Origin of the sequence: Ureibacillus chungkukjangi (genome assembly GCF_044795995.1) — a bacterium.
GTDB lineage: Bacteria > Bacillota > Bacilli > Bacillales_A > Planococcaceae > Ureibacillus > Ureibacillus chungkukjangi.
In genome coordinates, this window is sequence record NZ_CP085009.1 from 1,519,221 (window position 1) to 1,546,037 (window position 26,817).

The window sequence follows — 26,817 nt, forward strand, 5'->3', positions numbered from 1 at the left end:
TTTTTTGCCCCCTATAAAGTGAGCGGTAATGCCTTTGGTTTCGAAGCATGCGAGTAGGGAGGGGAATATTACATATGTAGATCATCGGAGAATTATCCGCCAGCTTTTGTGAATTATCCGCCAAGATGTGGCCGAAATCCGCCAGCTTTTTCAAAATATCCGTCAAATCCCTAAACAAGCTTCAAAATCATTTAAAACAATAGCTGAAAAATAAAAAATGAGATAGGAAAATAGTTCTCCCATCTCATGACATTAAAAAAATAACAAAAAGAAAATAGTAAAAAGCATTATTCTACAAATAAGAATAATCCTGTTTCTATGTTGTTACCTTTTCTGTCCTTTTGCCTGAGATTGTGAACCCTTCGGCGTCGCAAAATAATGCGATCTCTCCAGAAATTGCTCCTGCTATAGTCATCCCATAGCAATCACCGCTATTAAATTTATCTCTACTGAACTCTATATATGAAACGTCCTAGTAGAGCGATCAGCAACCTGCTGATATGTGTCATTATATCAAAAAAGTAAAGACGGTCTAGTAGTTTAACAAAAATAAGATTGTTAAGAAAAATGACAAAATAATGATATTGAACAAAAAAGAGAACATAACATAGAAATGTTACATTCTCTAATCGCTCGCACTATTAGCTCTTAATGAGGGACTTTTTATTTTTTGATAGAGGACATATCCAATCTTAAAGACAATGAGAAACGTAATTGCCCCGGCAGTATCCAGAATTACATCGTCGAAAATACCTGTTCTTCCAGCGATAAAGGTTTGTCGGAATTCGTCAAGTGAAGCAACTATAAATGTAGACAGGAGCGCGCAAATTACTGAAAATTGCACTTTGAACTTGCGATACATTAAATAAAATAGAATGGCAATACAGCCATAGCCGACAAAATGTAGTCCTTTTCGAACTAGGAATTCGATGAAATAGTAATAGCCACGAGTTTCAACTGAAATGGTTTTCCCCCAATAAGTTACTTCAATCTTGCTCAATAGATTATAGAAAGGCTGGTTGCCTAACGTTTCCTGTAAGGTTGGTACGATTGTTTGCTGTTCGTAGGTCATACTTGATACACAAAATAATAAAATTAATACGGCAATAATTATGAAGAGATATTTTTTCATCGGTGCTCAGAATAAACTTCTTTCTTAGTAATTTGGTCAATTGGTGAAAAGTCTTTGATTGTTTGTGAATTTTCGTAGGCCCTCAGATTATCCAGGAATTGCTGCTTTGAGCTAGCTCCAATTACAGTTGATGCGATAGCTGGGTGGCTTAAATTGTAAGCGATGCTAAGTGCGTGAATATCCTCGTAAGCATCCTGCAATTCTGTTAATGTCTTTTGTAATTCTTCCTTAGAGTAGGTTTGATAGCCATTTGAGTTTTCTAGTCGTTTTTGCCACTCATTTGTCAATAAACCCTTTGCAATGGAGCCTCGAGTCACAACCGATGCATTCGTTTCTGAAATTTCGTCAAACCATTCTTCTGCGCGGCGATCTAAAATGCTATATTGCATCATATTGGATATACCATGGCTGCGTTCTAGGAAGGATCTAAACACGTTTGGACGAATAGAGGAGATGCCGTATTGTCTAATATAGCCTTCTTTTTTCAGCTGCTCAAAGGTTGAAATAATTTCATCCCAAGGGTCATCAATAGTTCCACCATGCAGTTGATAGACATCAATATAATCCGTTTTCAGACGCTTTAAGCTCATTTTCACGGCGTTTTCAATATGTGCAGGGGATGGATCCCAATGCCAGCCATCTTCGCCAGTATTCCAGCGGTTTCCGACTTTCGTTGCAAGCACGATATCGTGACGGTGAGATTTTAAAAGCTCTCCAACAATTTCTTCGTTTATCCCTTTGTCGTAAAGGTCTGCAGTATCGAAATAGTTAACCCCTGATTCAAGGGCTGTTTCTACAATTGGTTTTGCGTCAGCTAATGAAGTTGGAAGGGACATGCAGCCTAAACTGATTTCTGAAATTTCAATATCACTGTTTCCAAGCGTTCTTTTTTTCATTACATAACCCTCTTTCCTTCAAAGAAATTCTTCACTAATGGTACAATGAAAACAATAAATACGACAAGCGAGGGCATTTGAAATGAAGAAATTTGAGGAAAAATCACTACATTCAACTCCAATCTATGCAGGTAAGGTTATTTCATTGAAGGTCGATGATGTTTTATTGCCAAATGGAAAGGAATCAAAAAGGGAGATTGTAAACCATCCTGGAGCAGTTGCCATTATTGCGATTACAGCTGAAGGTAAACTCGTACTGGTGGAGCAATATCGTAAAGCGCTTGAGAGATCGATTATTGAGATTCCAGCTGGTAAGTTAGAGCCAGGGGAGGCCCCAGAGCATACAGCAAGACGAGAATTAGAGGAAGAAACAGGCTATGGCTGTCATAGTCTAACGTATTTACAAACCTTTGCAACGTCGCCTGGCTTTGCGGACGAAGTGATTCATTTGTTTGTTGCCCAAGATTTATATAAAATAGAGGCAAAAGCAGAGCTTGATGAGGATGAATTTGTGGAACTATTAGAAGTAACGGTAGAAGAAGCAGAGGAAATGGTGAAAGAGCAAGGTATTTTTGATGCAAAAACAGCTTTTGCTGTCCTATGGATGAAAGCAAATCAGTAGAAGTAGTGATTTTTTGTAAATAAAAGACATAAAAGAAGTATAAAAGTTTGGTTAGAAAATATGATAGATTCCATTAAAAATCTAAACTATTTAAAGAGTAATAATGATAGAGAACGAGCATAAGCTGTAACAACGAAAGGAGAATGCTTATGTTTCGTTCGGTCTTATTTATCCAATACGCTATCATTCTAGCAATCAGCTTTGTCAGTGGTGTCATCTGTTTTCAAGTGTTTCCATTGGACAAGTCCATGAAATTAATAAGCTTTATTGATCCAAGAGTACTTGATATAACAGATATATCGATTTGGGGAACGATTGTACCGCTTATTGCTTGGATGGTGCTGGTGTTATTTTTTGCAACTCATCCCTATTTATATGTCCTAGCAAAATTAGTTGTTGGCGTAAAAATTACATTCTTTGGATTTAGCTCAGTGTTTCTATTAACACAGCAGGAGTCGCTGCTAGTGTATAGTATTTGGTGGTTTCCGTTTCAATTGATTTATTGCTTCCTGCTCTTTATGCTTTGCTCCGTTTACGCAGCTAAAAAAGTAGGCCCAAACAAGAAATATGTCTTTTCACAGAGACTATTTGTTACAGTTTTGATAACACTATCCGTCATTTGTGTAGGTGAAATTGTGTCAATCTCATATATTCTACCTAAACTTTGACAAGTCTTATAAACAAATTTTAGTAGATTCGTACCGAACTGGCGGTAAATAGTGCACGAAAATGCTCGTTTCGTTTGTTTGCATGAATAATTCATCCCTCTCTTGTAATAGCTTTTACTCATTTGTTATAATAGAATGAGTTTAGGAGGGCGTCGTATGGAAAGCCGTATTGATCGTATAAAAAAGCAATTGCATAGTGCTGGCTATAAACTGACGCCACAGCGTGAAGCGACAGTTGCAGTGCTATTAGAACATGAAGAAGACCATTTGAGTGCTGAGGATGTCTATTTATTAGTAAAAGACAAAGCACCAGAAATCGGGCTCGCAACAGTTTATCGAACTTTAGAATTATTAACTGAATTGAAAATTGTCGATAAAATTAATTTTGGCGATGGGGTATCCCGTTATGACCTTCGACAAGAAGGCGCAAAGCACTTCCATCATCACCTTGTCTGTATTGAATGTGGGGCAGTAGACGAAATTCAAGAAGATTTGCTTGAAGATGTTGAAGGCATTGTTGAAAAACGCTGGAACTTTATTATCAAGGACCACCGTTTAACATTCCATGGTATCTGCCACAGATGTCATGATAAACAAGAAGATCAATAATTAAAGGATGTACAATTCGTATTAAGCGCGAATGTACATCCTTTTAATTTTGTGCGGGGTTGGGGGAGTTGTGTGTGTACCAGGTACACACACAACTCAAAAACAATTCACAATAGTCCGGGTGCCAGGTACACACACAAATCAAGAACAATTCAGAATAGTCCGAGTGCCAGGTACACAAACAATTCAAGAACAATTCAGAATACACTAGGGACCGGGCACACATACAATTCTCATACAATTCTCATACAATTCTCATACAATTCACGGGCTATTGATTGCTTGTGGAGTTTTGGAAATATATCTATAGTTAGAGGTAGAAGGATAGGTGATTTTTTTGCGGGATGCGAAGGAAGCAATTTTGGATTATTTACATTTTTTACAGGTGGAGCGACAGCTGTCAGCGAATACGTTATCGTCTTATCGCCGAGATCTTGAAGGCTATGTGGAGTATTTACATAAAGAAGTACAGCTATCAAATTTAAAGCAAATCGAACGGACACATATATTACTACGCCTTGAGGCATTAAGAACTCAAGGGATTTCGGCAAGAACGATTGCACGACATATTTCGTCTATTCGTTCTTTCCACCAATTTTTGCTGCGGGAAAAACTAACAGAAACGGATCCGACGATTCATTTGGAAATGCCGCAAATTGAACAAAAGCTGCCAAAGATATTATCAATAGAAGAAATTGATATGTTAATTGGAGCGCCAAATCGAAGTAAGCCACAGGGTGTTCGGGATGTAGCAATGCTGGAGCTGCTTTATGGGTCAGGAATGCGTATTAGCGAGCTTATTGGCTTAAATTTAGAGGATGTTCACCTGACAATGGGCTTTGTTCGTGTATTCGGAAAGGGTGGTAAAGAGCGAATTGTGCCTCTTGGGAAGAGTGCCATTTCTGCTATTGATGCCTATTTGCAAAATGCCCGCTCAAAATTACAGGGCAATTATCCAAAAACCGATGCATTTTTTATAAATCAACGAGGAAAACGTTTAACAAGACAGGGTTGTTGGAAATTATTAAAAGAGCATGCTACAAAAGCAAATATACAAAAAGAAATTACGCCTCATACATTACGTCATAGCTTTGCGACACATTTAATCGAGAATGGGGCGGATTTGCGAGCGGTACAGGAAATGCTTGGTCATGCAGATATTTCAACTACACAAATTTATACACATATTAGTAAATCAAGACTTTCAGAGGTTTATAAGCAATTTCATCCCAGAGCATAGGGTAGCCTAACTATTTTCCTCATCTGAATTTGCAACTTTATCAAAACGAAAGAAAAATATATTTGTAAGATGTCTGACCTTTGTTTAATATATAAGGTGTGGAAATTTCATTCAAGAAATGTAAAAGAAACCAAAGCTATCAGCAAAACGAATTTGTTGGTAGCTTTGTACAATGAACACGTGTTGACCTGAACTTATAGGGGAATAATGTGTAGGCGTAAAACTGCTCATTTTCTCCGGAGTTAGTTGAAAGAGGAGGACATATATTATGAAACCGTTTAAAAAAATACATGTTGTTGTAATGGACTCAGTTGGGATTGGCGAAGCCCCTGATGCTCAAAAATTTGGGGATGTGGGTGCTGATACTCTAGGACATATCGCTGAAGAAATGAAAGGGCTAACAATGCCAAATCTTGGGGATCTTGGCCTTTCAAATATTCGTGAAATTAAGGGTATTGAAAAAGTGACTGAGCCAAAAGCGTACTACGGTATGATGCAGGAAGCTTCTGTCGGGAAAGATACAATGACAGGACACTGGGAAATCATGGGCTTAAACATTGACAAACCGTTTAAAGTTTACCCAGAAGGATTCCCTGCTGAGCTTATTCGAAAATTAGAAGAAAAAACTGGACGTAAAGTAATCGGGAATATCCCTGCAAGTGGAACGGGTATTATTGATGAGCTAGGTCCAGAGCATATGGAAACAGGTGCAATTATCGTTTATACATCTGCTGACCCAGTACTACAAATTGCTGCTCATGAGGAAATCGTTCCTTTAGATGAGCTTTATAAAATCTGTGAGATTGCTCGTGAGCTAACACTTGACCCTGAATTTTTAGTTGGCCGTGTAATTGCTCGACCATTCGTTGGAACTCCAGGGAACTTCACACGTACTTCAAATCGTCATGACTATGCACTAAAACCATTTGAACGTACAACAATGAACGAATTACAGGATGCAAATCTTGATGTGATTGCTATCGGGAAAATTTCAGATATCTTCAACGGTGAAGGGGTAACTGAAAGTATCCGTACAAAGGATAACACAGACGGAATGGACAAATTTGCAGAAGTCGTTCGACGTGATTTCCATGGTATCAGCTTTTTAAATCTTGTTGATTTTGATGCAAACTTTGGACACCGCCGTGATCCAATTGGCTACGGGGAAGCGCTGGAAGAGTTTGACCGTCGTTTACCTGAAGTGCTAACGGCTTTAAATGAAGAGGATCTTTTAATTATTACAGCAGACCATGGGAACGATCCGACTTTCCCAGGAACAGATCATACACGTGAATATGTGCCGTTAATTGTATATTCTCCAAGATTTGAAAAAGGTAGCGAGCTGCCATTACGCCAAACGTTTGCAGATATCGCAGCTACAATTGCTGAAAACTTTAAAGTCGAAGCACCTCAATTTGGCACAAGTTTCTTATCAAATTTAAAGTAGGGGGCACATTCACATGAGAATGGTCGATATTATTGAGAAAAAACGAAATGGTGAAGAGTTAACAACTGAAGAGATTCGTTTCTTCATTCAAGGCTATACAGAAGGTTCAATTCCTGATTATCAAGTAAGTAGCTTAATGATGGCTATTTATTTCCAGGATATGAATGATCGTGAAAGAGCTGATTTAACTATGGCTATGGTTGAATCAGGAGATCAAATCGATTTATCTGGTATCGAAGGAATTAAAGTAGATAAGCACTCGACAGGCGGTGTAGGTGATACAACTACACTTTCTTTAGCAGCAATGGTTGCAGCTTGTGGTGTTCCAGTTGCGAAAATGAGCGGGCGTGGCCTTGGTCATACAGGTGGAACAATCGATAAATTAGAAGCAATTCAAGGCTTCCATGTAGAACTAACAACTGATCAATTTATGAAGCAGGTTAATGACATCGGAACAGCTGTTATTGGTCAAAGTGGAAACCTAACTCCAGCCGACAAAAAGCTATATGCTTTACGTGATGTAACTGGAACGGTCCCAAGTATTCCATTAATCGCAAGCTCGATTATGTCTAAGAAAATCGCTGCTGGTGCTGATGCAATCGTTCTTGATGTTAAAACTGGCGATGGTGCCTTCATGAAAACCTTTGAGGATGCACAAAGCCTTGCTGATGCAATGGTTCAAATCGGTAACAATGTTGGCCGTAATACAATGGCGATTATCTCTGATATGAGTCAGCCACTAGGCTTTGCAATCGGGAACGCTCTTGAGGTTCAAGAAGCAATCGACACGTTAAATGGTCAAGGTCCTGAGGATTTAATGGAGCTATGTTATACACTAGGCTCTCAAATGGTGGTTTTAGGTGGTAAAGCAGCAACAATTGAAGAGGCTCGTAAACAACTTCAAGAAGTGATTGCAAACGGCCAGGCACTTGAAGTATTTAAGAAATTCATCGCGGCCCAGGGTGGAGACGCGTCCGTTGTAGATAACCCGTCTTTATTACCTAAAGCAAAATATCAAATTGAACTGCCTGCACTTGAATCTGGCTATATTGCTAAGATTGAAGCTGATGATGTTGGTGTGGCGGCGATGCTTTTAGGAGCTGGTCGTGCAACGAAGGAATCAACAATTGACTTATCTGTTGGACTTGTCCTTCAGAAAAAAGTTGGGGACAAAGTTGAAGAAGGCGAGTCTCTTGTAACAATTCACTCAAATTCTGAAGACATTTCAGAAGTAAAAGCAAAACTATATCAACATATTTTAGTATCAAAAGAAAAAGTAGAAGCTCCAACATTAATTAAACAAGTCATTACTAATTAATCGGTAAATTCTATTCCTAATAAAGCTGGTAGCATAAAAATGTGCTGCTGGCTTTTTTTGTGAAAATCGTTCATATCCATTAATCATTACTTATGTTAAAATAGGGGTCGTTCGTACTAATTTATTGTTAAATGTGTTCGGAAATTTTAATTGAAGAAGGGATAAAATGAGTAAGCTTGGAACTGGAAGATTTGAAGGGTATTCGCTTAACCATTTTAAAAAGGACTTATTATCCGGAACGATTGTCGGAATAGTGGCTGTTCCTCTAGCAATGTCTTTTGCAATTGCATCAGGAGTGAAACCCGAATACGGTATCTATACCGCAATAATCGCTGGAATTTTAATTTCTTTATTAGGTGGGTCAAAATACCAAATAGGTGGTCCGACTGGTGCGTTTGTACCGATTCTTTTAGGCATTGTTATTTCTTATGGGTACGAGAATTTGTTGCTTGCCGGGTTAATGGCAGGAATCATGCTCGTTTTAATGGGGCTGTTTAAATTAGGCGCCCTCATAAAATACATTCCTAGACCAGTAACAATCGGCTTTACTGCCGGAATAGCCGTGATTATTTTTACAGGTCAAATTGCTAATTTCCTAGGCTTGAGAGAAATTGAGCAGCATGAAAGATTTATAGATAATATGAAAGAAATTGGCGGCCACCTCTATACGATTAATGGCTATAGCATATTGGTTGCAGCGATTTGTTTTGTAGTTATGCTTGTGACACCTAAAGCACTGCCAAAGGTACCAGGTGCACTAGTTGGTATCGTTGTTTCATCTGCTGTAACAGCTCTTTTCTTAAGCGGGCATGTCGCAACAATTGGCTCGACATATGGGGCCATACCAAATCAATTGCCGGAGTTTGGTATTCCAGAACTCACGTTAGATAAAATTATGATGCTACTGGGACCTGCATTTGTCATCGCCATGCTCGGAGGAATAGAATCTCTTCTGTCAGCAGTTGTTGCTGATGGTATGACAAATAGTAAGCATAATAGCAATAAAGAACTGATAGGGCAAGGGATTGCCAATATCGTCACACCACTTTTTGGGGGAATTCCTGCTACAGGTGCCATTGCAAGAACAGCAACGAATATTAAATCAGGTGCAGTCTCACCAATGTCCGGCATTATTCACGGTGTTTTTGTTTTGCTAACTTTACTCGTTTTAGCACCGTTTGCTGTACATATTCCACTTGCAGCATTGGCGCCGGTCTTGATGATAGTCGCTTGGAATATGAGCGAACGAAAGCATTTTGCTCATATCCTGAAAATGAAATCAGGAGATTCATTAGTATTAGCAACAACGTTTCTATTAACGGTTTTCACCAGTTTAACAGTGGCGGTTGCAGCTGGGCTCATACTGGCGATTGTTTTGTTTGCTAAACGAATGAGCGAAATGCTAGCTGTGTCGAAAGTGCTTCCAGATAGTGAAGGGAAAGTAAATTCTCAAGTCGTAAACTCTAACCATGATTGTCCACAGGTGAGTATCTTCACAGTAGAAGGACCGCTATTCTTTGGAGCAGCACAAACATTCGAGCAATCCATTCTATCAACAATCCATGCAAAGCCCAAAGTTTTAATATTACGATTAGGCAAAGTTCCTTTCCTCGATACGACGGGCGAGGAATACTTCCGAAATATTTTACGAGATTTCAAAGGTCGAGGCTGCAAGGTATTAGTTACAGGCGTCCAGCCTGGCTTAAAGAAAATATTGGATCAAAGCGGACTAACCGAAGAAATAGGGAATGCAAATTTCTACTCCCACACTGGTGAAGCCATCAATCGTTCCATCAGCTGCCTAGATCGTGAGGCCTGTATCGGCTGCAAGCATTTTGCGTTCAGGGAATGTGCTGAGCTGAGTGGGGCTAAGATTGGTACTGGAATGAAAATAGGATAGAGTGCACCCCCTAGCTTGTGGATAAAACAAGCTAAGGGGTGCGCTTTTTTGTTGTTGAAGGAATTCTTAAATTTGGTGAAAACAAATTGCGGGGAGGAAAGCGGCGTTCACGGTGGGAATGAAAGCCACTTTATTAAAAGTTACGTTGAAAAATGTCTCTCATAAGAGCGATGACAGATAATTTAGAAGGAGTTACATTGAAAAGTGTCTTTCATAAGAGGAATGAACGCCACTTTATTAAAAGTTACGTTGAAAAATGTCTCTCATAAGAGCGATGAAAGACATTTTAGTAGGAGTTATATTGAAAAGTGTCTTTCACAAGAGGAATGAACGCCACTTTATTAAAAGTTACGTTGAAAAATGTCTTTCATAAGAGGGATGACAGACAATTTAGAAGGAGGTACATTGAAAAGTGTCTTTCACAAGAGGAATGAAAGCCACTTTATTAAAAGTTACGTTGAAAAATGTCTCTCATAAGAGCGATGAAAGACATTTTAGTAGGAGTTACATTGAAAAGTGTCTTTCACAAGAGGAATGAAAGCCACATTCACAGGAAAGAGCAAGAGAAGTGGCATTCATAAGAGGAATGAAAGCCACTTTGACATGAGAGAGCAAGAGAAGTGGCATTCATAGTGGGAATGAAAGCCACTTTCACAGGAGAGAACAAGAGAAGTGGCATTCATAGTGGGAATGAAAGCCACTTTTACAGGAGAGAACAAGAGAAGTGGCATTCATAGTGGGAATGAAAGCCACATTCACACGAAAGAGCAAGAGAAGTGGCATTCATAACCCGAACCAGCACCCGAACCCGAACCCGAACCATTACAAATCCAGAAAATTTCTCGCGTACCCCTGAATATTTCTTCTTAATCCTGCCCAGAATGCTATTTGTGTGAATTTTTATTCTACTATTAATAGATTCCTGTGATTTTCTACTGTAGAAAATTTGTGTCGCTGCAGTGAATCACTCCTATATTCATTACTTCAAATAACCGATAGAAAAATGGCTGTGACAAAAGTTGGTGTTGCAGCCATTTTTTACGTTTAAAATAAAACTTTTTTTACCATACTTAATTTTGGTAAAGCAATGCTTTTTTAAGTCATGAAAAGTTTAGCTTTCTTATTTGAATTGAAGCAGCTTTGGCTGATCGTGTAGAACAACCTAATCGATTTGCCCGGTTACTAATTTTTTAGCATATTGCAACACTTGGAATACCACTGAGAGCTTGCGAGAGAAGCCTCCATTTGCATCTAAAAGAATGGACTAAACCGAGTATGAACTTGAAGGAACCTAAAGGAATTCAACACTGAATTCAACACAAAATTCAACACTCGATTCCAAGGCGATCTGGTGTGAAGGAATTTGGCCAAATATCTCCTGATTCTGCTTATTAATTTGTCGTATTTTCACTAGTTTCAGCGAAATTCTTCTAGTCTTGTCAGGAATAAAGGATATGACGAGAAAATGTGGAATAATGCTAACTAAAGAGGAGGCGAATTATCAAAATGAACTATGAAATTAATATGCACTTAAATGATATTGCAGTCATCAGGCTCTTTGGTGAACTGGATCACCACGAAACGGAAAAAATTCGCGCACATATATCGAAAACGATAATGCAAGGGAATTTGACTACGATTATTTGGAATCTAGAAAGACTGAACTTTATGGATAGTTCAGGAATCGGTTTGATTTTAGGACGTATGCGAGAGTTAAGTGCTGTTAATGGACAAACCATTATCTTAAATCCGTCAAATACAATGAAAAAAATCTTTCAATTTTCAGGTTTAGCCTCTTTCATGATGGAGGATACAGAAGCAGATGCAATTTTACACGCAAGGGGGATTGTGAATGGATAACGAAATGACGCTTTCATTTGTAGCAGTTAGTGATAATGAAAGTCTGGCGAGAATGGCAATTACTAGTTTTGTTGCTCAACTTGACCCAACCATTGACGAGCTTTCAGAATTTAAAACAATCGTTTCAGAAGCTGTATCCAATGCAATTATTCATGGGTATGACGAAGATGGTAAAGGAATCGTTACTGTTCATGCAGTGAGAGATGGAGATTTAGTATCTGTCGCTGTGAAGGATAACGGAAAAGGGATTTTTGATGTAAAAAAAGCAATGGAGCCTTTATTTACATCTAAGGCAGAAATGGAGCGTTCTGGAATGGGCTTTACGATTATGGAGAGCTTTGCAGACAATCTACAGGTGGAATCAGAGCCGAATGTCGGAACTGTGATTACCTTTTCAAAAAAATTTTATTCAGTAAAGATGCCTCAAATCTCATAGAGTAGCTTTTTATCTAAGCAGATAGTCGTCACTTAAATGGTGTATAACAGCTTATTGGTTTTTGACAATTGGAAAGAAACTATCAATTTTATGTGGACGCAAATACGGTGGTATTTGATAGAAGTTAGGGGGATGAGGACAATCGAACAGCCGTCCAATAATGTTTTGTTGACACAAGAAGAAATGCGTGGGCTGATTGAAAAAGCGCAAACGGGTGATGTAGAAGCAAGAAAACAAATGATTGAAGGCAATACTCGGCTCGTTTGGTCGATTGTTCAACGTTTTGCTTCTCGTGGAGTAGAGCTTGAAGATTTGTTTCAAATTGGTTGTATCGGATTGATGAAATCTGTTGATAAATTTGATCTATCCTATGATGTGAAATTTTCAACCTATGCTGTTCCGATGATTATTGGAGAAATCCAACGCTTTTTAAGAGATGATGGCATGGTGAAGGTGAGCAGATCGATACGCGAGCTTAACTATAAAATTCGACATGCAACAGATGAATATTTAAAGACCAATGAAAAGCCACCTTCTATTTCTGAGCTGGCTGATATGTTAGGGGTATCCCAGGATGAAGTGCTTGTAGCTACAGATGCAATGCGTGATCCGGCTTCCTTGCATGAACAGTTATTCGAAAGTGAAGGCGATTCCATAACGTTAATGGATCAAATGAAGGACGAAAAATCGGAGCTTCCTTTTCAGTATATTCCATTGAAGGAAGTTCTGACTAAGCTGGACAAGCGAGAGCAGTCCATCATTTATTTACGGTATTACTTAGATTTAACTCAAACCGATATTGCAGAAAGGTTAGGGATATCTCAAGTTCAAGTTTCGCGGTTAGAAAAGAAGATTTTGGCGCAACTTAAATCTTGGATGGAAACCAATTCATCACGAACTACTAAAAAGACGGTGAGTAAATGAGTAATCAAGTTTTTTCATCAATTGATGAAGCAAAGGATTTTTTGTATAGCAAGTTTGGAAAAGACGAATCCTTTGATGTTTGTATTAAAGACCTTCATGTAAGGACTTTACCAGTACTTTGTGTTTATATTAGTGGGCTTGTAGATGGTGCTACACTTACGGTTCAGCTGACGCCTCTCTTCACTCATACGTATGCGCAAGAAAATCAGCCTGATATTGAGAAGAAGCATGAGGCTCAGTATTTTGATGACCATTTTAATTTTTATGGGAAATCGGAGCCAAAGGATAAAGATGAATTTATCTTAGGTGTACTAAGTGGTCAGGTTGGCTTCATTACAGAGAATGGCTATGGCTATTTAATGGAGTTAAGAAGCTATCCTGGTCGCCAGCCGGATGAGCCCGATAACGAAAAAGTAATTCGAGGATCGCGTGATGGCTTTGCAGAAAACATTATGTTAAACACTGCGTTAATTCGTCGTCGAATACGTTCTCCTCAATTACGTTTCGAGCTGCACAAAGTTTCCACTCTTGGTCAAACGGACATAGCGATAACCTATATGAAGGATATCGTGAATCCGAAGCATTTAGACTGGCTGAACAAGAGGCTAAAGGAAATAAAGCATGACGGGCTGACCATGGCGGATAAATCCTTGGAGGAATGGCTTTTCAAGCAGAAGTTCCATCCACTACCATTTGTTCGTTACACGGAGCGGCCGGATATTGTTGCGGCGCATTTACTTGAGGGGCATATTGCCATAGTTGTGGATACGTCACCTTCTGTAATGCTTATGCCGATTTCCATGTTCCATTTACTGCAGCATGCTGAAGAGTATCGCCAGGCGCCATTGATTGGGACGACCTTCCGATTCTTAAGATATTTTGCAGCATTTTTCAGTTTAACGTTGTTGCCGATTTGGTATTTGCTAGCTACCCATGAGCAATATTTACCTGAGGCACTCGACTTTATAGGTTCGAAAGAGGAGTCAGAAATTCCGCTATTTTTACAAATCATTATAGCCCATCTAGGATTAGAATACCTGCGAATAGCAGCCATCCATACACCGACGCCACTATCGACCGCCATGGGGTTAGTTGCCGGGATTATTATTGGGCAAATCGCAATTGATGTTGGAGTTTTCTCTCCGGAAGTTGTCCTCTATACTGCTGTAACAGCGATTTTCTCTTTCGCTATTCCAACCTTCGAGCTAAGTACTGCAGTGAAGTATTTCCAATTCTTCATCCTACTGGCGACAGTAGCAGCGGGACCGAGCGGGTTCTTTATAGCCGGATGGATTATATTCTCCTACCTATGTGCACTTAAGCCTATGACTGTGCCGTACATGTGGCCACTTGTGCCATTCTTCCCTAAAGCATTTGCGCGTATATTTATTCGTTTCCCAATGGCAGATGATGCATTAAGACCGTATATTGTTGGATCAAAGCATCGAAAACGTGCATAAAGTGTCGTTGCGTTAAAATTCTACCTATGATAAAGTTCATCATAAGGAAAATAAGTGAAAATGAGGATATTCTCCTCATTTCGCTCGCAACGAAGGGAGAAGCGACATGCATTTATTTGGTACACAAAAAGTAGATGAAAATGGTCACTTAACGATCGGTGGAGTGGATACAGTAACGCTTGCAAAAGAGTATGGCACTCCACTTTTCGTTTATGATTTACAGCTAATCAGAGACCGTGCACGTGGATTTATCGAAACATTTCAAAATTTAGGTGTGAAGGCAGAAGTAGCCTATGCATCAAAGGCTTTTTCATGTATAGCAATTTACCAGCTTGCTAAAGAAGAAAATCTATCGCTAGACGTAGTTTCTGGTGGAGAGTTATATACAGCTATTCAGGCAGGTTTCCCATCTGAGAGAATACACTTCCATGGAAATAACAAGTCCTATTTTGAATTAGAGCTAGCATTTGATTCAAATGTTGGATGCATCGTTGTTGATAATTTTTATGAAATAGAGAAGTTAAAAGAAATTTCAGAGGCTAAACAGCAGCCAATGAGAATTTTACTTCGTGTGACACCAGGTGTTGAAGCCCATACACATGACTTTATAACAACAGGACAGGCAGATTCAAAATTCGGGTTTGACCTAAACAATGGTCAAGCTGACGAGGCATTTCTAAAAGTGAAGGATCATGAGTATCTAAATGTTCTAGGGTTGCATTGCCATATCGGTTCTCAAATTTTTGAAACAGATGGATTTAGTCTAGCTGCCGAAAAGTTAATGAAAAAAATCAGTGAGTGGAAGCAAGAATTTGATTTCCATTGTACAGTTTTAAACTTAGGTGGCGGATTCGGAATTCGATATACGGAAGAGGACAAGCCTCTTGAACCGCAGGATTATGTAAAAGAGATGATTGAAAGAGTACAAGCCTTTGCTGGTAAGTTAAACCTAACGATGCCGGAAATTTGGATTGAACCAGGACGCTCCCTTGTAGGGGATGCCGGGACATCTCTATATACAGTTGGTTCACAAAAAACTGTTCCGAATATACGCGAATACATAGCAGTGGATGGCGGCATGAGTGATAATATCCGTCCTGCACTTTATGATGCAAAATATGAGGCGGTTGTCGCTAATAAAGCAAATGAAGAAAAAACGAATACTTATACAGTTGCAGGAAAACTATGTGAATCTGGTGATAAATTAATTGTTGACGCCTTATTACAAAATACAGAGCCTGGTGATATTTTAGCCATCTTCTGTACGGGTGCATATGGGTATTCAATGGCTTCAAATTATAACCGAATCCCTAGACCAGCTGTTGTGTTTGTAGAAGAGGGTCAACATCAATTGGCTATTAATAGAGAAAGCTACGAAAATATCATTCAAAACGATCTCCCGCTATCTCTAAAAAGAGGGTGAGCTAGTTTATGAAGATATCAAAGTGGTGGCTTCTTGGAATCTTAATCGCTATTAGTATTATTTGGGCGTTGATTTATATTTTTCTCTTAATTCCTAAACCATCAGTCGAATAAAAAAGTATAGAATCTTATATATTTGTTAATAAATGGTAATAAAGTTGATTCCTTTCTTCAAATCATGTAGTATATTTAAAGATGTTGTACTGATAGAAAACGAGGGAATGTTATTCATGTTAATACGCTATAAAAAATCTTTTGAAAAAATAGCAATGGGCTTGCTTTCGTTCATGCCTTCCGAGAAGGACGTAAAGCATTTAATGGAAACAATTCATTCTTATGAAGAAAAAGACAATTGGCATTTATTTTTATGGAAAAAAGATGAAGAATATATCGGCATTGTGGGGATAATTGAAGAGAATTCAGTTGCTACAATTCAACATATTACAGTTGTCCCCTCCTATAGAGGCGAGGGTGTAGCAATCACGATGCTAAAGGCATTATTAAATACAGGGCAATTTAAAGAGATCAATGCAAGTGAAGATACAAAAACTTTTATAGAAAAATGTTTACCAATAGTAGAAGAGGTTGACGATTCTAAATAGCGTCAGCCTCTTCTTCTTTTTCATTACTTTTTGTTCAATCTTTTTTGTGATAAAGCAAGTTTTCGATTATTGCGTGCTTCAAGAATATCTGAACGATCTCGTAGCATATGTTTATGAAGGAGAAAGTCTTTGGGTAATGGTGGCAGCTCTAGTATTTGTTTTTGTACCAGTGAAGCAAGAGCTTCGTTTGTTATCATAAGCTGAAATGCTTCAAAGGGTTCACCGTTCTCAATAGCTTTCAAGCTGATTTCACAGTTATTACATAATTCTTCGAACTCAATGAACTCAAAAAAAGGAGATGCTTGATTCTGTGTGAAATTTTTCTTTGCCTTATTTAATATTTTCATAGCACCAGCTGTATTGTTTCGGCGCCAATGATACATGCCAGTTGCAAGTTGGACATATCCTACCAGTGGGTGATCTTTTTCGCCAGGAGCACACATTTTCCAATATTCCTCTAAAACTTCGTGACACTCAAAATAATCTTGATTGCCATTAAAATATGTACAAAAATCTACATATAATGGGTGAAGCAATGGATGCATAACAATCCTCTTTCCTTATTACTAATTTTTGATTTAAAATACATAAGGTACACATACTCTTATATATAAAAGAAAACGAACAAACGTCAGGTGGTTGACACATGTATGAAGTAAAATTAGATGCCTTTACAGGACCTCTTGATTTATTATTGCACTTAATTCATCGTTTGGAAATTGATATATATGATATTCCAATGGCAGAGCTAACTGCACAATATATTGATCATATACACACTATGAAAGAACTTGAGTTAAACGAAGCAAGTGAATATTTGGTGATGGCAGCAACACTACTGGCCATTAAAAGCCGCATGCTTCTTCCAATACATGAAGGTGAAATGGAAGATGCGGAATTTGAGGTAGATGGACCTGACCCACGTGAGGAGCTTGTATCCAAACTAATCGAATATAAAAAATATAAAGAAGCAGCCGTAGAATTTAAGGAGCTAGAAGAAAATCGTGCTCAAGTATTTACGCGCACACCAAGCGATCTAACAGGCTTTGTTCCAGATGAACAGCTTGCGCTCTTTGATATGAATGTCAATGTATACGATATGCTAAGTGCTTTTCAAAAGCTGCTGCGTCGTAAACAATTGAAAAAACCATTATCAACAAGAGTGGCAAGGCAAGAAATTTCGGTAAAAGCCCAAATGATTGCAGTTATTGATTCCTTAAAACTAAATGGTGGTAAATCTAAATTTTCTGATCTATTCCCATATGAAGATAAATCTACAATGATTGTAACTTTTTTATCATTACTCGAGCTAATGAAGCGCCATGTCGTTTTTGTAGAGCAGGAAAATAACTTCGAAGACTTAACAGTGACTTTACAAAAGGAGGATCTTGGCGATGAACTTGAACAGTTTGATGAGTAAAATTGAGGCTCTACTTTTCGTAGTAGGGGATGAGGGCATGACTGCCAAACAACTCTCTCAATTATTAGACGTCGATCTGATGGAAATTGAAGCAGCATTAAGTGAGCTTGAAACAAACTATAGTGAAGCAGAGGAACGCGGTGTAACCTTAAAAACATTAGCTGGTACATACCAACTGACAACAAAACCAGAAATGGCCGATACCATTAAAAAGCTAGTTGAAAACCCAAATAGCCAGGTTCTTTCAACAGCATCGCTAGAGGTTTTAGCAATTATTGCGTACAAGCAGCCCATCACGAGAACTGAAATTGAGGATTTACGTGGTGTGAAAAGTGAAAGACCGATTCAAACCCTCGTCTCTCGTGCTCTTGTACAAGAAGTCGGCAGAGCAGAAGGGACAGGTCGTGCAATTCTTTACGGAACAACCAAGGAATTCCTGAATTATTTCGGTCTAAAGGATTTAACGGAGCTTCCTCCATTACCAGAAGGAAATGCAGTCGATGAAAATGAAGAATCAGATCTATTTATGACCAAGTTCCAAGAAGCGTTCAATTCTCAAGAATAACTATCCTCATTCATCAAATGCCTTCAACGGAGCATAAGATGATTGGACGAAAAATGTATCTTGATTTTAAAAAAGGAGTGGCTTGTTGAAGAAAATTGCAAAAGTCTTTTTTGCGTTTATGTGTATGATGGTTGTATTTTTCTCTGTAACTCAAGCAGCAAGTGCTTCCTATGCTGTAATTGATGCAGAAACAGGAAGATTATTAGAAGGAAGCAGTCCCCATACTCGAATGCCGATTGCTAGCTTGACGAAAATTTGGACAGCTCTTATTGCGATTGAAAATAGTAAGCTGGATGATGAAGTGGAGATCACTCAAAGAGCAGCCTTAAGCGAGGGCTCATCTATCTATTTGGAGCCAGGTGAGAAAATCAAAGTAGAATCGTTACTTTACGGGTTAATGCTTAGATCAGGTAATGATGCTGCTTATGCTTTAGCAGAGCATGCAGGAGGCTCACTTGAAGGATTTGTTGATTTGATGAATGAAAAAGCGGATTTATACGGTTTAAATAATACAGATTTCACTAATCCATCTGGTTTGCATAATGATATTCATCTTTCTTCAGCCTACGATACAGCACAAATGCTAAGGATTGCCCTGCAAAACGAAACCTTTAAAAAGGTTTCTTCAACAATTAACTATAAAGAGCCGTCAAAAGGAGTTACTTGGCAAAACAAACACCGTTTATTACGCCAGCAGGTTGGTGCGGTATCAGGGAAGACGGGCTTCACAAAAGTTGCTGGCAGAACATTAGCAACCTATTTTGAACAGGATAACAAAAAGGTAATTGTCGTTACCTTGAGTGAATCAAATGATTGGCAAGTACATAAAGGACTTGCAAATAAAATTTTTGATAACTATGAGTATGTCACTGTTGCAGACAAAGGAAAATATCAAGCAACAGAAGAGAAATCTGTAGAGCTAGCACAGCCAATTTCCATTCTTCTTAATAAGCAAGAAGCGAAAGAAGTTCGAAATGTGCTTCATTTGTCAAGAAAACAAGGGCAATTTGGTATTTGGCATGTTATGTTAAATGATGAAAGTATTTATGCTGCAAGAGTAAATGTGAAATAAAAAATGAAGTACGATTGAACTGCTGTTAGTATTTAGGACTGCGTGAGAGCAGTCTTATTTTTTGCATACTTAGAGAAAAATGTCGAAAAATGAAATAGACCGGATTAAATACAATCGAGCTAGGGGATTTCCATCTCCTTTCAAAATAGTTAAACAACTTTTGGAATAAGCTGTTTTTCTTTAATAATGCGGTAGAATATGACATAATTTTGAGGCAGACTTATATGTGCTTACACGGATGAATGAGGTGGAGACAATGGAAAGATTACAAAAAGTAATAGCTTATGCTGGTGTAGCTTCAAGGCGTAAAGCAGAAGAATTAATAGTTGAAGGAAAAGTAAAAGTAAATGGAAAAGTGGTAAAGGAGCTAGGTACGAAAGTATCGAATTCAGACACAATTGAAGTAAATGGCGTAAAGCTTGAAAAAGAGGACAAAGTATACTTCCTACTATACAAACCTAGAGGTATCATCTCTGCTGTTACGGATGACAAAGGCAGAAAAACAGTAACGGATCTCTTTAAAAAACATGTACATCAACGTATTTTCCCAGTTGGTCGTTTGGACTATGATACGTCTGGATTATTGCTGCTAACGAATGATGGAGAATTTGCATATCAAATGACACATCCTAAATTCAAAATCGATAAAACATATATCGCTCGTGTAAAAGGTGTACCAACAATTGATGGTCTGAAAAAACTGCAACGTGGTATCAAATTAGAGGATGGAAAAACAGCACCAGCCAAGGTGAGTATGACATCCTTTGATGAACAAGCTGGTAAAGCGATTTGTGAGATTACAATCCATGAGGGTAGAAATCGCCAGGTTCGTCGCATGTTTGAAGCAATTGGGACACCAGTTGTAAAACTTAAGCGTGAGCGTTTTGCTTTTCTAGATCTAGGTGGCTTGGTACCAGGTGAATACAGAGAGTTGACAAAGCATGAAGTGAAATTACTTCGTGTACTATCTGATACAGGTAAAATTGATTAAGTAAAAATGACAGTCCGTGAAAACGTTCATAATTCAGTCAAAAACAATAGCAAATGCGTTTTTTGAGTTTGCTATAATAAAAAAGATTGTATAGTTTTCGCAGGGAGGAAACGACATATGGATAAAAAAAAGAAACGTTCAATAACTCGTGGTGTTATTCTCGTTGTTCTTTTAGCAGCAATTGTATATGCAGTCTATACGTCTGCGACAAATGACAAGGTGAAAGTGCTGCAGGTTGGCGACAAAGCACCCGATTTTGAACTAGTGGATTTATATGAAAGCGGTTTAAAACATCGCCTTTCGGATTATGAGGGCAAGGGGGTCTTCTTAAATTTCTGGGGAACTTGGTGTGAACCATGTAAAAAAGAGATGCCAGCCATGTCCCGTCAATATGCAAGCTACAAAGAGCAAGGCGTTGAAGTATTAACGGTTAATATTGCTCAAACAGAATTTGAAGTGAAAAAGTTTCTTGAAAGCTTAGATGTTCACTTCCCTGCTGTTATTGATAATACTAAAGCGGTGATGACGGCATACAATGTCAATCCATTGCCTACAACAATCCTGATCAATCCTGAAGGTAGAGTTGAAAAAATTATTACTGGTGAAATGAGCGAAGCACAAATCGCCTCATATATGGAATCAATTAAGCCAGAACAGGAGTAATTTATATGGAAAAAATTATTTGTGTTTGTGGTCATGAAAATCCAGCAGGTACCAAGCTTTGTGGAAAGTGTGGTCGACCACTAACAGAAGAAGCAAAAACGAGTAAAATTCTTGATATGAAATACGATGGTGCTGCCATCCGTTCAAAAACGCGCAATAAGTCGATTGTTGATAAAATCTGGAACTTCTTTTCAAGTGTAAAAGTAGGTATTACCCTAATTATCATTAATCTAGTTGCAGCATCAATCGGGACGATTTTTCCGCAGGAGTTTTATATCAGTGTTTCAACAGAGGCTCAAAAAGCTGAGTATTATGAGCAAAATTACGGTTCTTTAGGGAAGCTATACTATGAGCTCGGACTTTCAGATGTCTATAGTTCTTGGTGGTTCCAAATCCTAGTGGGGATGCTCGCGATCTCGATTATCGTGGCTAGTATTGACCGAGGAATCCCGTTACACAAATCTCTAAAAAATCAGCGTGTAAAACGACATGCCAGCTTTATGAAGCGTCAGCGAATCATTTCTGAAGGTGCTATTACTGACGGCGATTCAGCTAAAACGTTGTACATCGTTGAAGAAAATATGAAAAAGCTAAAATACAAGGTTCGACGTGATGGCAATGCCCTACTTGCTGAGCGTGGTCGCTTTTCTCGTTATGGCCCATACATAAATCATGTTGGTTTAATTACCTTCCTAGCTGCAGTAATGCTTCGACTTGTTCCTGGATTCTATGTAGATGAGTCAATGTGGGTACGTGAAGGTGAAATGCGTGCAGTTCCTGGTATGGAAGGCTATTTTATAGAGAATGAAAAATTCATATTAGAATTACATGATAATGAGACAACAGAAAACCAAGAGCTACAAGGTGTGAATGTTGTTGCAAAAAACTATCAAACTAACGCAAAGTTATATAAACAAACTGAAGATTCAGTTGCAGGTAAGGCGGATAACTTAGAATTAGTGAAGGAATACGAAATTCGAGTAAATCATCCACTTCAGCATGATGGTTATTCCTTCTATCAAATGGACTTCCGTTTAAATGAAATTAAAACAATGAATTTTGAACTGACAAATAAGGAATCAGGGGAATCTTTAGGTGCTGTAAGTGTAGACTTAACTAATCCTCAAGATGAGTATGTAATTGACGAACAAACTAAGGTTCAATTATTAGGCTATTACCCTGACTTCTCAGGCTTTGAGGATGGGGAGCCACAAACGGCAACGCCAACTCCTAATAATCCAGCATTTATCTTTAAAATGACAACACCAGAAAAACCAGAGGGTGAAGTAAGCTTTGTAGCGATTCAGCAAACAATCGAACCTAATGGTGATAATGCTCACAAAATGGAATTCCAAAGTGTTGAAACAAGAAATATGTCTGGTTTAACAGTTCATAAGGACAGCTCAATACCAATGCTTGCAATTGGTGGAGCAATCTTTATGATTGGAGTAGCAATCGGTTCTTATTGGAATCACCGTCGTATTTGGGTAGAGCAGCTAGAGGATGGGACAATTCGTCTAGCAGCACATACAAACAAAAACTGGTTTGGTATAAAGAAAGATTTAGATTCACTAACTGAATCTGCACATCTGCCTCAATATATCGATCAGTCTGACGATGGGGAAGACGAAGAAAAAGAAAAGGAAGGTGACAGCACCTTATGAGTTTAATTAGTTTAAGTGGGAACCTACTATTTGTAGCATTTATCGCCTATTTGGTAGGGACATTACTATTTGGCGGTGCTATTAAAAGTAATAAACCTGATGGTGCGGTAAATCGTGCAGATAAATGGGGAAGATTAGCCATAATCGTTACGATTATTGGGTTATTGGCACATCTAGGTTACTTCATTACCCGCTGGATTTATAAAGGACATGCACCTGTAAGTAATATGTTTGAGTTTACTACAGCGTTTGGTATGTTCATCATTGCGGCATTTATTTTAATTTACTATATGTATCGTTTAACAGCACTTGGTCTTGTGGCATTACCGGTTGCCATCTTAATAATCGGTTATGCTGCGATGTTCCCAACGAGTGTGGATCCTCTTGTTCCTTCACTTCAAAGCTATTGGTTAACGGTTCACGTTATTACAGCAGCAATGGGACAATCGATTTTAGCCATAAGTGCTGTGGCGGGATTAGTCTATCTATTAAAAGCCGTTGATCCGAAGAAGAAATCTAAAAGTCGTTTCTGGATGGAAGCAGTACTTTACTTCGGTGTTTTAGTAGTAGGATTTATTCTTGCAACGGTAATTTTCAAGGGTATTGGCTATGAAGCAGACTTTACTTATATTGATACACAGGATAGTGAAAAAGAAATTACGTACTATATGCCAGCTGTATTTGGTATGAATGACTCTACGTTGTTAACAGACAATGCAATGGAGCCGATTTTTGAAATGCCAGCTGTTATTAATGCGAAAAAATTAACTACAGTATTCTGGGCTTTCATCATTGGTTCAGTAATCTATATATTGGTTCGATTAGTTACACGCAAAAGTATTCTTGATATGCTACATCCTTTAGTGCAAAAAGTTAATTTAAACCTATTAGACGAAGTTGGCTATCGTTCAGTATTGATCGGTTTCCCTGTCTTTACTTTAGGAGCACTAGTCTTTGCAATGATTTGGGCACAGGAAGCATGGGGACGTTATTGGGGCTGGGATCCAAAAGAGGTTTGGGCTCTGATTACATGGCTATTCTATGCTGCTTACCTGCATTTGCGTCTATCAAAAGGATGGGAAGGGAAAAAATCTGCATGGCTTGCGGTTATTGGCTTTGCAATTATTCTCTTTAACTTAATCGTTGTAAACTTAGTAATTGCTGGTTTACACTCTTACGCAGCATAAAGGAAATGTCGAAAGTTCTTCTCAGAAATGGGGAGAACTTTCTTTTTAGGAGGATCTGGCTTTTTACTGAGATACTTAGCGATCAGCAAAGCTTTCTTCCATAAATCTAAATTGGTAGTGTCAAGTTAAGATTTCTATTATATTCTTTAAATTTTCGACATGAAATTGTACAATAGGAAAGAGAAAGAATGAGAGGGGTAAAACCTATGTCTGAAAATATTTCTGTGTTAGTAGTAGATGATGAGGATCGTATTCGCCGCTTATTAAGAATGTACCTTGAACGTGAAGGGTATATCGTAGATGAAGCTGAGAATGGGGAAATGGCTCTCACAATGGCGTTAGAAAAAGATTATCATTGTATACTTTTGGATATTATGATGCCAGAAAAAGATGGCTTGCAAGTCTGTGAGGAGCTTCGTTTAGAAAAAACAACACCAATTATTTTATTAACTGCTAAGGGCGAGGAAGCAAACCGTGTACAAGGGTTTGAGCTTGGTGCAGATGATTATATAGTGAAACCGTTTAGTCCTAGAGAAGTGATTTTACGTCTGAAAGCGATTTTACGACGATCTTCAGCATTTTCACCTGTTACAACCCCTACTACATCTAAAGATCTAGTGGTATTCCCGCATCTAACGATCGACCATGATGCACATAGAGTGTCGGCAGATGGAATAGAAGTGAACTTAACGCCAAAAGAGTATGAGTTATTATACTTCTTAGCGAAAGCACCAGATAAGGTATTTGACCGTGAGCAATTACTAAAAGAAGTATGGCATTACGATTTCTTCGGAGACTTACGTACAGTTGATACTCATGTTAAACGTTTACGTGAGAAGCTAAACCGTGTGTCAGAGGATGCTGCTAAAATGATTGTCACTGTTTGGGGCGTAGGCTATAAATTTGAGGTTGTAAATGAATAGAATATGGAGCAGTATTGTCGGGAAGCTATGGTTAACCATATTGCTTCTCGTTTCGTTTGTATTGTTCGTCTTTACTGTTTTAATGCTGGAGTTTCTAGAAGACTATCATCAGGAGCAAGCTGATATTTCCTTAAGGCAAACAGCCTCAACTATCGCAAGTATCGTTGATAATTACGATCTAGAGCAGTTAACTGACGAGATTATCAATGAAATGATAACGGATGACACAAATGCATTCATCGCTTCCCAGGAAAAAGAAGTTGTTTCTACCTTTCAAACGGGACTTAATAGCATCCAAATCCAAAATAGCATATTAAAAAACAAAAATTTTAATGAAATCTTCGAATCAACTGAGCCAATTTTGGATCGGATGATTTTACCTTCTCAATTAGAGGAAGGCAAGATGGAAACTTATATTGTGTTGAGCTATCCCTTGAAGAGTGATGAAACAGTGCATGGAGCAATCTTTATTTATCAAAATCCAAGTGCGCTTCATAAAACATCTCAGGAAACTACGAAAATTGTTTTTCTATCAGCGTTTATCGCCTTTGTATTAACAACGTTTTTCGCATTTTTCCTTTCTTCTCGAATAACGTGGCCACTTCGTAAAATGCGTGAGCACGCCTTCGAGCTAGCAAAAGGTAAATTCGATGAAACCTTGCCAACAACGCAAAATGATGAAATTGGTCAATTAGCAGTCGCCTTTAACCAAATGGGGCGTCAACTCAAGCATCATTTAGAGGTGATCAATCAAGAAAAAGAGCAATTAGCTAGTGTGTTAACATCTATGACAGACAGTGTAATTACCTTTAACCGTGATAAAACGATTCTTCTTAGCAATCCACCGGCAGAAAAATTGCTTCAAAAATGGTTTATCCAAAAGAAAAGTGAAACGGATTACCCAATGCCGCAGGAAATCTATGAAATGCTAGAGCATGTTCTAAGCTTTGAGGATAAATTAGAGGAAGATATCGAAATCGACGGCTCTTATTACCGTATTACAATTAGCCCGTTAAAAAATAGTGAACAATCCATTCGTGGTGCTATAGCTGTGATTCGAGATATGACCGAGCGTATCCGTTTAGAAAAATTACGTTCTGATTTTATTGCCAATGTATCGCACGAGCTTCGAACGCCGATTGCGATGCTGCAGGGGTATTCGGAAGCGTTAATAGATGATGTCGTATCTGGTGAGGATGAGCGCAATGAAATCACCCGTATTATCTATGATGAATCCCAGCGTATGGGACGCCTTGTAAATGATTTACTTGATTTAGCGCGCATGGAAAATGGACATACGACTCTTTATAAGGACGAGGTTGAGATTGTTCATGTTGTGGAGCGAATTACTCAAAAGTTCTCTCAGGTAGCAAGAGAAAAGAGAGTACAGCTGCAATTTAAAGGAGATCTTGATGAAAATGTCCAAATTAGTATGGATGAAGACCGAATTGAACAAGTCCTTACTAATTTGATAGACAACGCAATCCGTCATACGCCAACTGAAGGCAGTGTAAAAGTCTCTGTTGAGCAGGAGCTTTCTTATGCCAAAATCCAAGTAGCCGATACGGGGGAAGGGATTCCTCTAGAGGATTTACCATATGTTTTTGAACGATTCTATAAGGCTGACAAAGCACGGACTCGTTCTAAGGGTGGTACTGGACTAGGACTTGCTATTGCAAAAAATATTGTAGAAGCTCATAAAGGGAATATTCGTGTCGATAGTGTAGTAGGACAAGGCACAACCTTTACGTTCTACTTACCATTATAAAGTCAGTAATTTGTTGAATGAAATTTTG

Annotated in this window: 25 protein-coding genes and 1 riboswitch; of the genes, 22 read left to right on the forward strand and 3 right to left on the reverse strand. The window is 38.4% G+C overall.

Going from position 1 to position 26,817, the window contains the following annotated elements; translation table 11 throughout:
- Window positions 1-323 precede the first annotated feature (323 nt).
- A riboswitch (glycine riboswitch) is annotated at window positions 324-403 on the reverse strand.
- Between the two features lie 222 nt (window positions 404-625).
- Both LG296_RS07445 and LG296_RS07450 read right to left on the reverse strand, forming a co-directional pair.
- Complete coding sequence (locus LG296_RS07445; protein ID WP_404427834.1) at window positions 626-1,132, reverse strand: VanZ family protein; 507 nt, start codon at window positions 1,130-1,132, stop codon at window positions 626-628.
- Window positions 1,129-2,028: an aldo/keto reductase gene (locus tag LG296_RS07450; protein WP_404427835.1), complete on the reverse strand. Its 900-nt coding sequence runs from the start codon at window positions 2,026-2,028 to the stop codon at window positions 1,129-1,131. The genes LG296_RS07445 and LG296_RS07450 overlap by 4 nt, the downstream gene beginning before the upstream one ends.
- A gap of 82 nt (window positions 2,029-2,110) precedes the next feature.
- Here LG296_RS07450 and LG296_RS07455 point away from each other — a divergent pair, with 82 nt between their 5' ends.
- From LG296_RS07455 to LG296_RS07515, 13 genes are all read left to right on the forward strand, one after another.
- Window positions 2,111-2,650, forward strand: a complete 540-nt coding sequence (locus tag LG296_RS07455) for an NUDIX hydrolase (RefSeq protein WP_404427836.1) — start codon at window positions 2,111-2,113, stop codon at window positions 2,648-2,650.
- Between the two features lie 149 nt (window positions 2,651-2,799).
- A complete protein-coding gene (locus LG296_RS07460) occupies window positions 2,800-3,318 on the forward strand; it encodes a hypothetical protein (protein WP_404427837.1) in 519 nt (172 codons plus the stop codon).
- 156 nt (window positions 3,319-3,474) lie between these two features.
- Window positions 3,475-3,927 carry a Fur family transcriptional regulator gene (locus LG296_RS07465; protein WP_107935317.1) on the forward strand — a complete coding sequence of 151 codons (453 nt, stop codon included), beginning with the start codon at window positions 3,475-3,477 and terminating at the stop codon, window positions 3,925-3,927.
- Between the two features lie 337 nt (window positions 3,928-4,264).
- Window positions 4,265-5,167 carry a site-specific tyrosine recombinase XerD gene (gene xerD, locus LG296_RS07470; RefSeq protein ID WP_404427974.1) on the forward strand — a complete coding sequence of 301 codons (903 nt, stop codon included), beginning with the start codon at window positions 4,265-4,267 and terminating at the stop codon, window positions 5,165-5,167.
- Window positions 5,168-5,435: 268 nt separating this feature from the next.
- Window positions 5,436-6,614, forward strand: a complete 1,179-nt coding sequence (deoB, locus tag LG296_RS07475; protein WP_404427838.1) for a phosphopentomutase — start codon at window positions 5,436-5,438, stop codon at window positions 6,612-6,614.
- Between the two features lie 13 nt (window positions 6,615-6,627).
- Window positions 6,628-7,932, forward strand: coding sequence for a pyrimidine-nucleoside phosphorylase (locus LG296_RS07480; RefSeq protein WP_251400527.1), 1,305 nt, complete (start codon window positions 6,628-6,630; stop codon window positions 7,930-7,932).
- 166 nt (window positions 7,933-8,098) lie between these two features.
- Complete coding sequence (locus LG296_RS07485; RefSeq protein WP_404427839.1) at window positions 8,099-9,832, forward strand: SulP family inorganic anion transporter; 1,734 nt, start codon at window positions 8,099-8,101, stop codon at window positions 9,830-9,832.
- 1,506 nt (window positions 9,833-11,338) lie between these two features.
- On the forward strand, window positions 11,339-11,692 hold the full coding sequence (gene spoIIAA, locus LG296_RS07490; RefSeq protein ID WP_404427840.1) for an anti-sigma F factor antagonist: 354 nt from the start codon (window positions 11,339-11,341) through the stop codon (window positions 11,690-11,692).
- Complete coding sequence (gene spoIIAB, locus LG296_RS07495) at window positions 11,685-12,128, forward strand: anti-sigma F factor (protein WP_107935323.1); 444 nt, start codon at window positions 11,685-11,687, stop codon at window positions 12,126-12,128. The genes spoIIAA and spoIIAB overlap by 8 nt, the downstream gene beginning before the upstream one ends.
- A 132-nt stretch (window positions 12,129-12,260) precedes the next feature.
- On the forward strand, window positions 12,261-13,052 hold the full coding sequence (locus LG296_RS07500; RefSeq protein ID WP_251400523.1) for a SigF/SigG family RNA polymerase sporulation sigma factor: 792 nt from the start codon (window positions 12,261-12,263) through the stop codon (window positions 13,050-13,052).
- Window positions 13,049-14,512 (forward strand): spore germination protein, encoded by a 1,464-nt coding sequence (locus tag LG296_RS07505; protein WP_404427841.1) that lies wholly within the window; start codon window positions 13,049-13,051, stop codon window positions 14,510-14,512. The genes LG296_RS07500 and LG296_RS07505 overlap by 4 nt, the downstream gene beginning before the upstream one ends.
- 106 nt (window positions 14,513-14,618) lie before the next feature.
- The gene (lysA, locus tag LG296_RS07510) at window positions 14,619-15,935 is read left to right on the forward strand and encodes a diaminopimelate decarboxylase (RefSeq protein ID WP_404427842.1); all 1,317 of its coding nucleotides are present in this window, start codon (window positions 14,619-14,621) and stop codon (window positions 15,933-15,935) included.
- A gap of 229 nt (window positions 15,936-16,164) precedes the next feature.
- Window positions 16,165-16,536 carry a GNAT family N-acetyltransferase gene (locus LG296_RS07515; RefSeq protein WP_404427975.1) on the forward strand — a complete coding sequence of 124 codons (372 nt, stop codon included), beginning with the start codon at window positions 16,165-16,167 and terminating at the stop codon, window positions 16,534-16,536.
- A gap of 23 nt (window positions 16,537-16,559) precedes the next feature.
- Here LG296_RS07515 and LG296_RS07520 read toward each other — a convergent pair whose 3' ends face one another.
- Complete coding sequence (locus LG296_RS07520) at window positions 16,560-17,081, reverse strand: DUF309 domain-containing protein (protein WP_404427844.1); 522 nt, start codon at window positions 17,079-17,081, stop codon at window positions 16,560-16,562.
- Between the two features lie 101 nt (window positions 17,082-17,182).
- Between LG296_RS07520 and LG296_RS07525 the strand changes: the two genes are divergently transcribed.
- The 9 genes from LG296_RS07525 to LG296_RS07565 all read left to right on the forward strand — a co-directional run bounded on the left by LG296_RS07525 (window position 17,183) and on the right by LG296_RS07565 (window position 26,789).
- Window positions 17,183-17,956 (forward strand): segregation/condensation protein A, encoded by a 774-nt coding sequence (locus tag LG296_RS07525; RefSeq protein ID WP_404427846.1) that lies wholly within the window; start codon window positions 17,183-17,185, stop codon window positions 17,954-17,956.
- Window positions 17,931-18,521 (forward strand): SMC-Scp complex subunit ScpB, encoded by a 591-nt coding sequence (gene scpB, locus LG296_RS07530; RefSeq protein WP_235867649.1) that lies wholly within the window; start codon window positions 17,931-17,933, stop codon window positions 18,519-18,521. Before LG296_RS07525 ends, scpB begins: the two co-directional genes overlap by 26 nt.
- Window positions 18,522-18,639: 118 nt before the next feature.
- Window positions 18,640-19,593, forward strand: a complete 954-nt coding sequence (locus LG296_RS07535; protein ID WP_107935383.1) for a D-alanyl-D-alanine carboxypeptidase family protein — start codon at window positions 18,640-18,642, stop codon at window positions 19,591-19,593.
- Between the two features lie 256 nt (window positions 19,594-19,849).
- The gene (locus LG296_RS07540; RefSeq protein ID WP_404427847.1) at window positions 19,850-20,584 is read left to right on the forward strand and encodes a pseudouridine synthase; all 735 of its coding nucleotides are present in this window, start codon (window positions 19,850-19,852) and stop codon (window positions 20,582-20,584) included.
- 117 nt (window positions 20,585-20,701) lie between these two features.
- A complete protein-coding gene (resA, locus tag LG296_RS07545; protein ID WP_107935331.1) occupies window positions 20,702-21,247 on the forward strand; it encodes a thiol-disulfide oxidoreductase ResA in 546 nt (181 codons plus the stop codon).
- A 5-nt stretch (window positions 21,248-21,252) separates the two neighbouring features.
- Window positions 21,253-22,911 (forward strand): cytochrome c biogenesis protein ResB, encoded by a 1,659-nt coding sequence (locus LG296_RS07550; RefSeq protein WP_404427848.1) that lies wholly within the window; start codon window positions 21,253-21,255, stop codon window positions 22,909-22,911.
- The gene (gene ccsB / locus LG296_RS07555) at window positions 22,908-24,098 is read left to right on the forward strand and encodes a c-type cytochrome biogenesis protein CcsB (RefSeq protein ID WP_404427849.1); all 1,191 of its coding nucleotides are present in this window, start codon (window positions 22,908-22,910) and stop codon (window positions 24,096-24,098) included. The genes LG296_RS07550 and ccsB overlap by 4 nt, the downstream gene beginning before the upstream one ends.
- Before the next feature lie 206 nt (window positions 24,099-24,304).
- Complete coding sequence (locus tag LG296_RS07560) at window positions 24,305-25,021, forward strand: response regulator transcription factor (RefSeq protein ID WP_107935334.1); 717 nt, start codon at window positions 24,305-24,307, stop codon at window positions 25,019-25,021.
- A complete protein-coding gene (locus LG296_RS07565) occupies window positions 25,014-26,789 on the forward strand; it encodes an ATP-binding protein (RefSeq protein ID WP_404427850.1) in 1,776 nt (591 codons plus the stop codon). The genes LG296_RS07560 and LG296_RS07565 overlap by 8 nt, the downstream gene beginning before the upstream one ends.
- The last annotated feature ends 28 nt before the right edge of the window (window positions 26,790-26,817 follow it).

Bases quoted from the DNA above. Each gene is read 5' to 3' on its own strand.
- LG296_RS07540 (WP_404427847.1), top strand. From the start codon at position 19,850: ATGGAAAGATTACAAAAAGTAATAGCTTATGCTGGTGTAGCTTCAAGG.
- LG296_RS07450 (WP_404427835.1), bottom strand. From the start codon at position 2,028: ATGAAAAAAAGAACGCTTGGAAACAGTGATATTGAAATTTCAGAAATC.
- LG296_RS07505 (WP_404427841.1), top strand. From the start codon at position 13,049: ATGAGTAATCAAGTTTTTTCATCAATTGATGAAGCAAAGGATTTTTTG.
- LG296_RS07445 (WP_404427834.1), bottom strand. From the start codon at position 1,132: ATGAAAAAATATCTCTTCATAATTATTGCCGTATTAATTTTATTATTT.
- LG296_RS07520 (WP_404427844.1), bottom strand. From the start codon at position 17,081: ATGCATCCATTGCTTCACCCATTATATGTAGATTTTTGTACATATTTT.
- LG296_RS07515 (WP_404427975.1), top strand. From the start codon at position 16,165: ATGTTAATACGCTATAAAAAATCTTTTGAAAAAATAGCAATGGGCTTG.
- LG296_RS07550 (WP_404427848.1), top strand. From the start codon at position 21,253: ATGGAAAAAATTATTTGTGTTTGTGGTCATGAAAATCCAGCAGGTACC.
- LG296_RS07565 (WP_404427850.1), top strand. From the start codon at position 25,014: ATGAATAGAATATGGAGCAGTATTGTCGGGAAGCTATGGTTAACCATA.
- LG296_RS07460 (WP_404427837.1), top strand. From the start codon at position 2,800: ATGTTTCGTTCGGTCTTATTTATCCAATACGCTATCATTCTAGCAATC.
- LG296_RS07465 (WP_107935317.1), top strand. From the start codon at position 3,475: ATGGAAAGCCGTATTGATCGTATAAAAAAGCAATTGCATAGTGCTGGC.
- resA (WP_107935331.1), top strand. From the start codon at position 20,702: ATGGATAAAAAAAAGAAACGTTCAATAACTCGTGGTGTTATTCTCGTT.
- deoB (WP_404427838.1), top strand. From the start codon at position 5,436: ATGAAACCGTTTAAAAAAATACATGTTGTTGTAATGGACTCAGTTGGG.
- LG296_RS07500 (WP_251400523.1), top strand. From the start codon at position 12,261: ATGAGGACAATCGAACAGCCGTCCAATAATGTTTTGTTGACACAAGAA.
- LG296_RS07560 (WP_107935334.1), top strand. From the start codon at position 24,305: ATGTCTGAAAATATTTCTGTGTTAGTAGTAGATGATGAGGATCGTATT.
- spoIIAA (WP_404427840.1), top strand. From the start codon at position 11,339: ATGAACTATGAAATTAATATGCACTTAAATGATATTGCAGTCATCAGG.
- LG296_RS07485 (WP_404427839.1), top strand. From the start codon at position 8,099: ATGAGTAAGCTTGGAACTGGAAGATTTGAAGGGTATTCGCTTAACCAT.
- lysA (WP_404427842.1), top strand. From the start codon at position 14,619: ATGCATTTATTTGGTACACAAAAAGTAGATGAAAATGGTCACTTAACG.
- ccsB (WP_404427849.1), top strand. From the start codon at position 22,908: ATGAGTTTAATTAGTTTAAGTGGGAACCTACTATTTGTAGCATTTATC.
- spoIIAB (WP_107935323.1), top strand. From the start codon at position 11,685: ATGGATAACGAAATGACGCTTTCATTTGTAGCAGTTAGTGATAATGAA.
- LG296_RS07525 (WP_404427846.1), top strand. From the start codon at position 17,183: ATGTATGAAGTAAAATTAGATGCCTTTACAGGACCTCTTGATTTATTA.
- LG296_RS07480 (WP_251400527.1), top strand. From the start codon at position 6,628: ATGAGAATGGTCGATATTATTGAGAAAAAACGAAATGGTGAAGAGTTA.
- LG296_RS07455 (WP_404427836.1), top strand. From the start codon at position 2,111: ATGAAGAAATTTGAGGAAAAATCACTACATTCAACTCCAATCTATGCA.
- LG296_RS07535 (WP_107935383.1), top strand. From the start codon at position 18,640: ATGTGTATGATGGTTGTATTTTTCTCTGTAACTCAAGCAGCAAGTGCT.
- scpB (WP_235867649.1), top strand. From the start codon at position 17,931: ATGAACTTGAACAGTTTGATGAGTAAAATTGAGGCTCTACTTTTCGTA.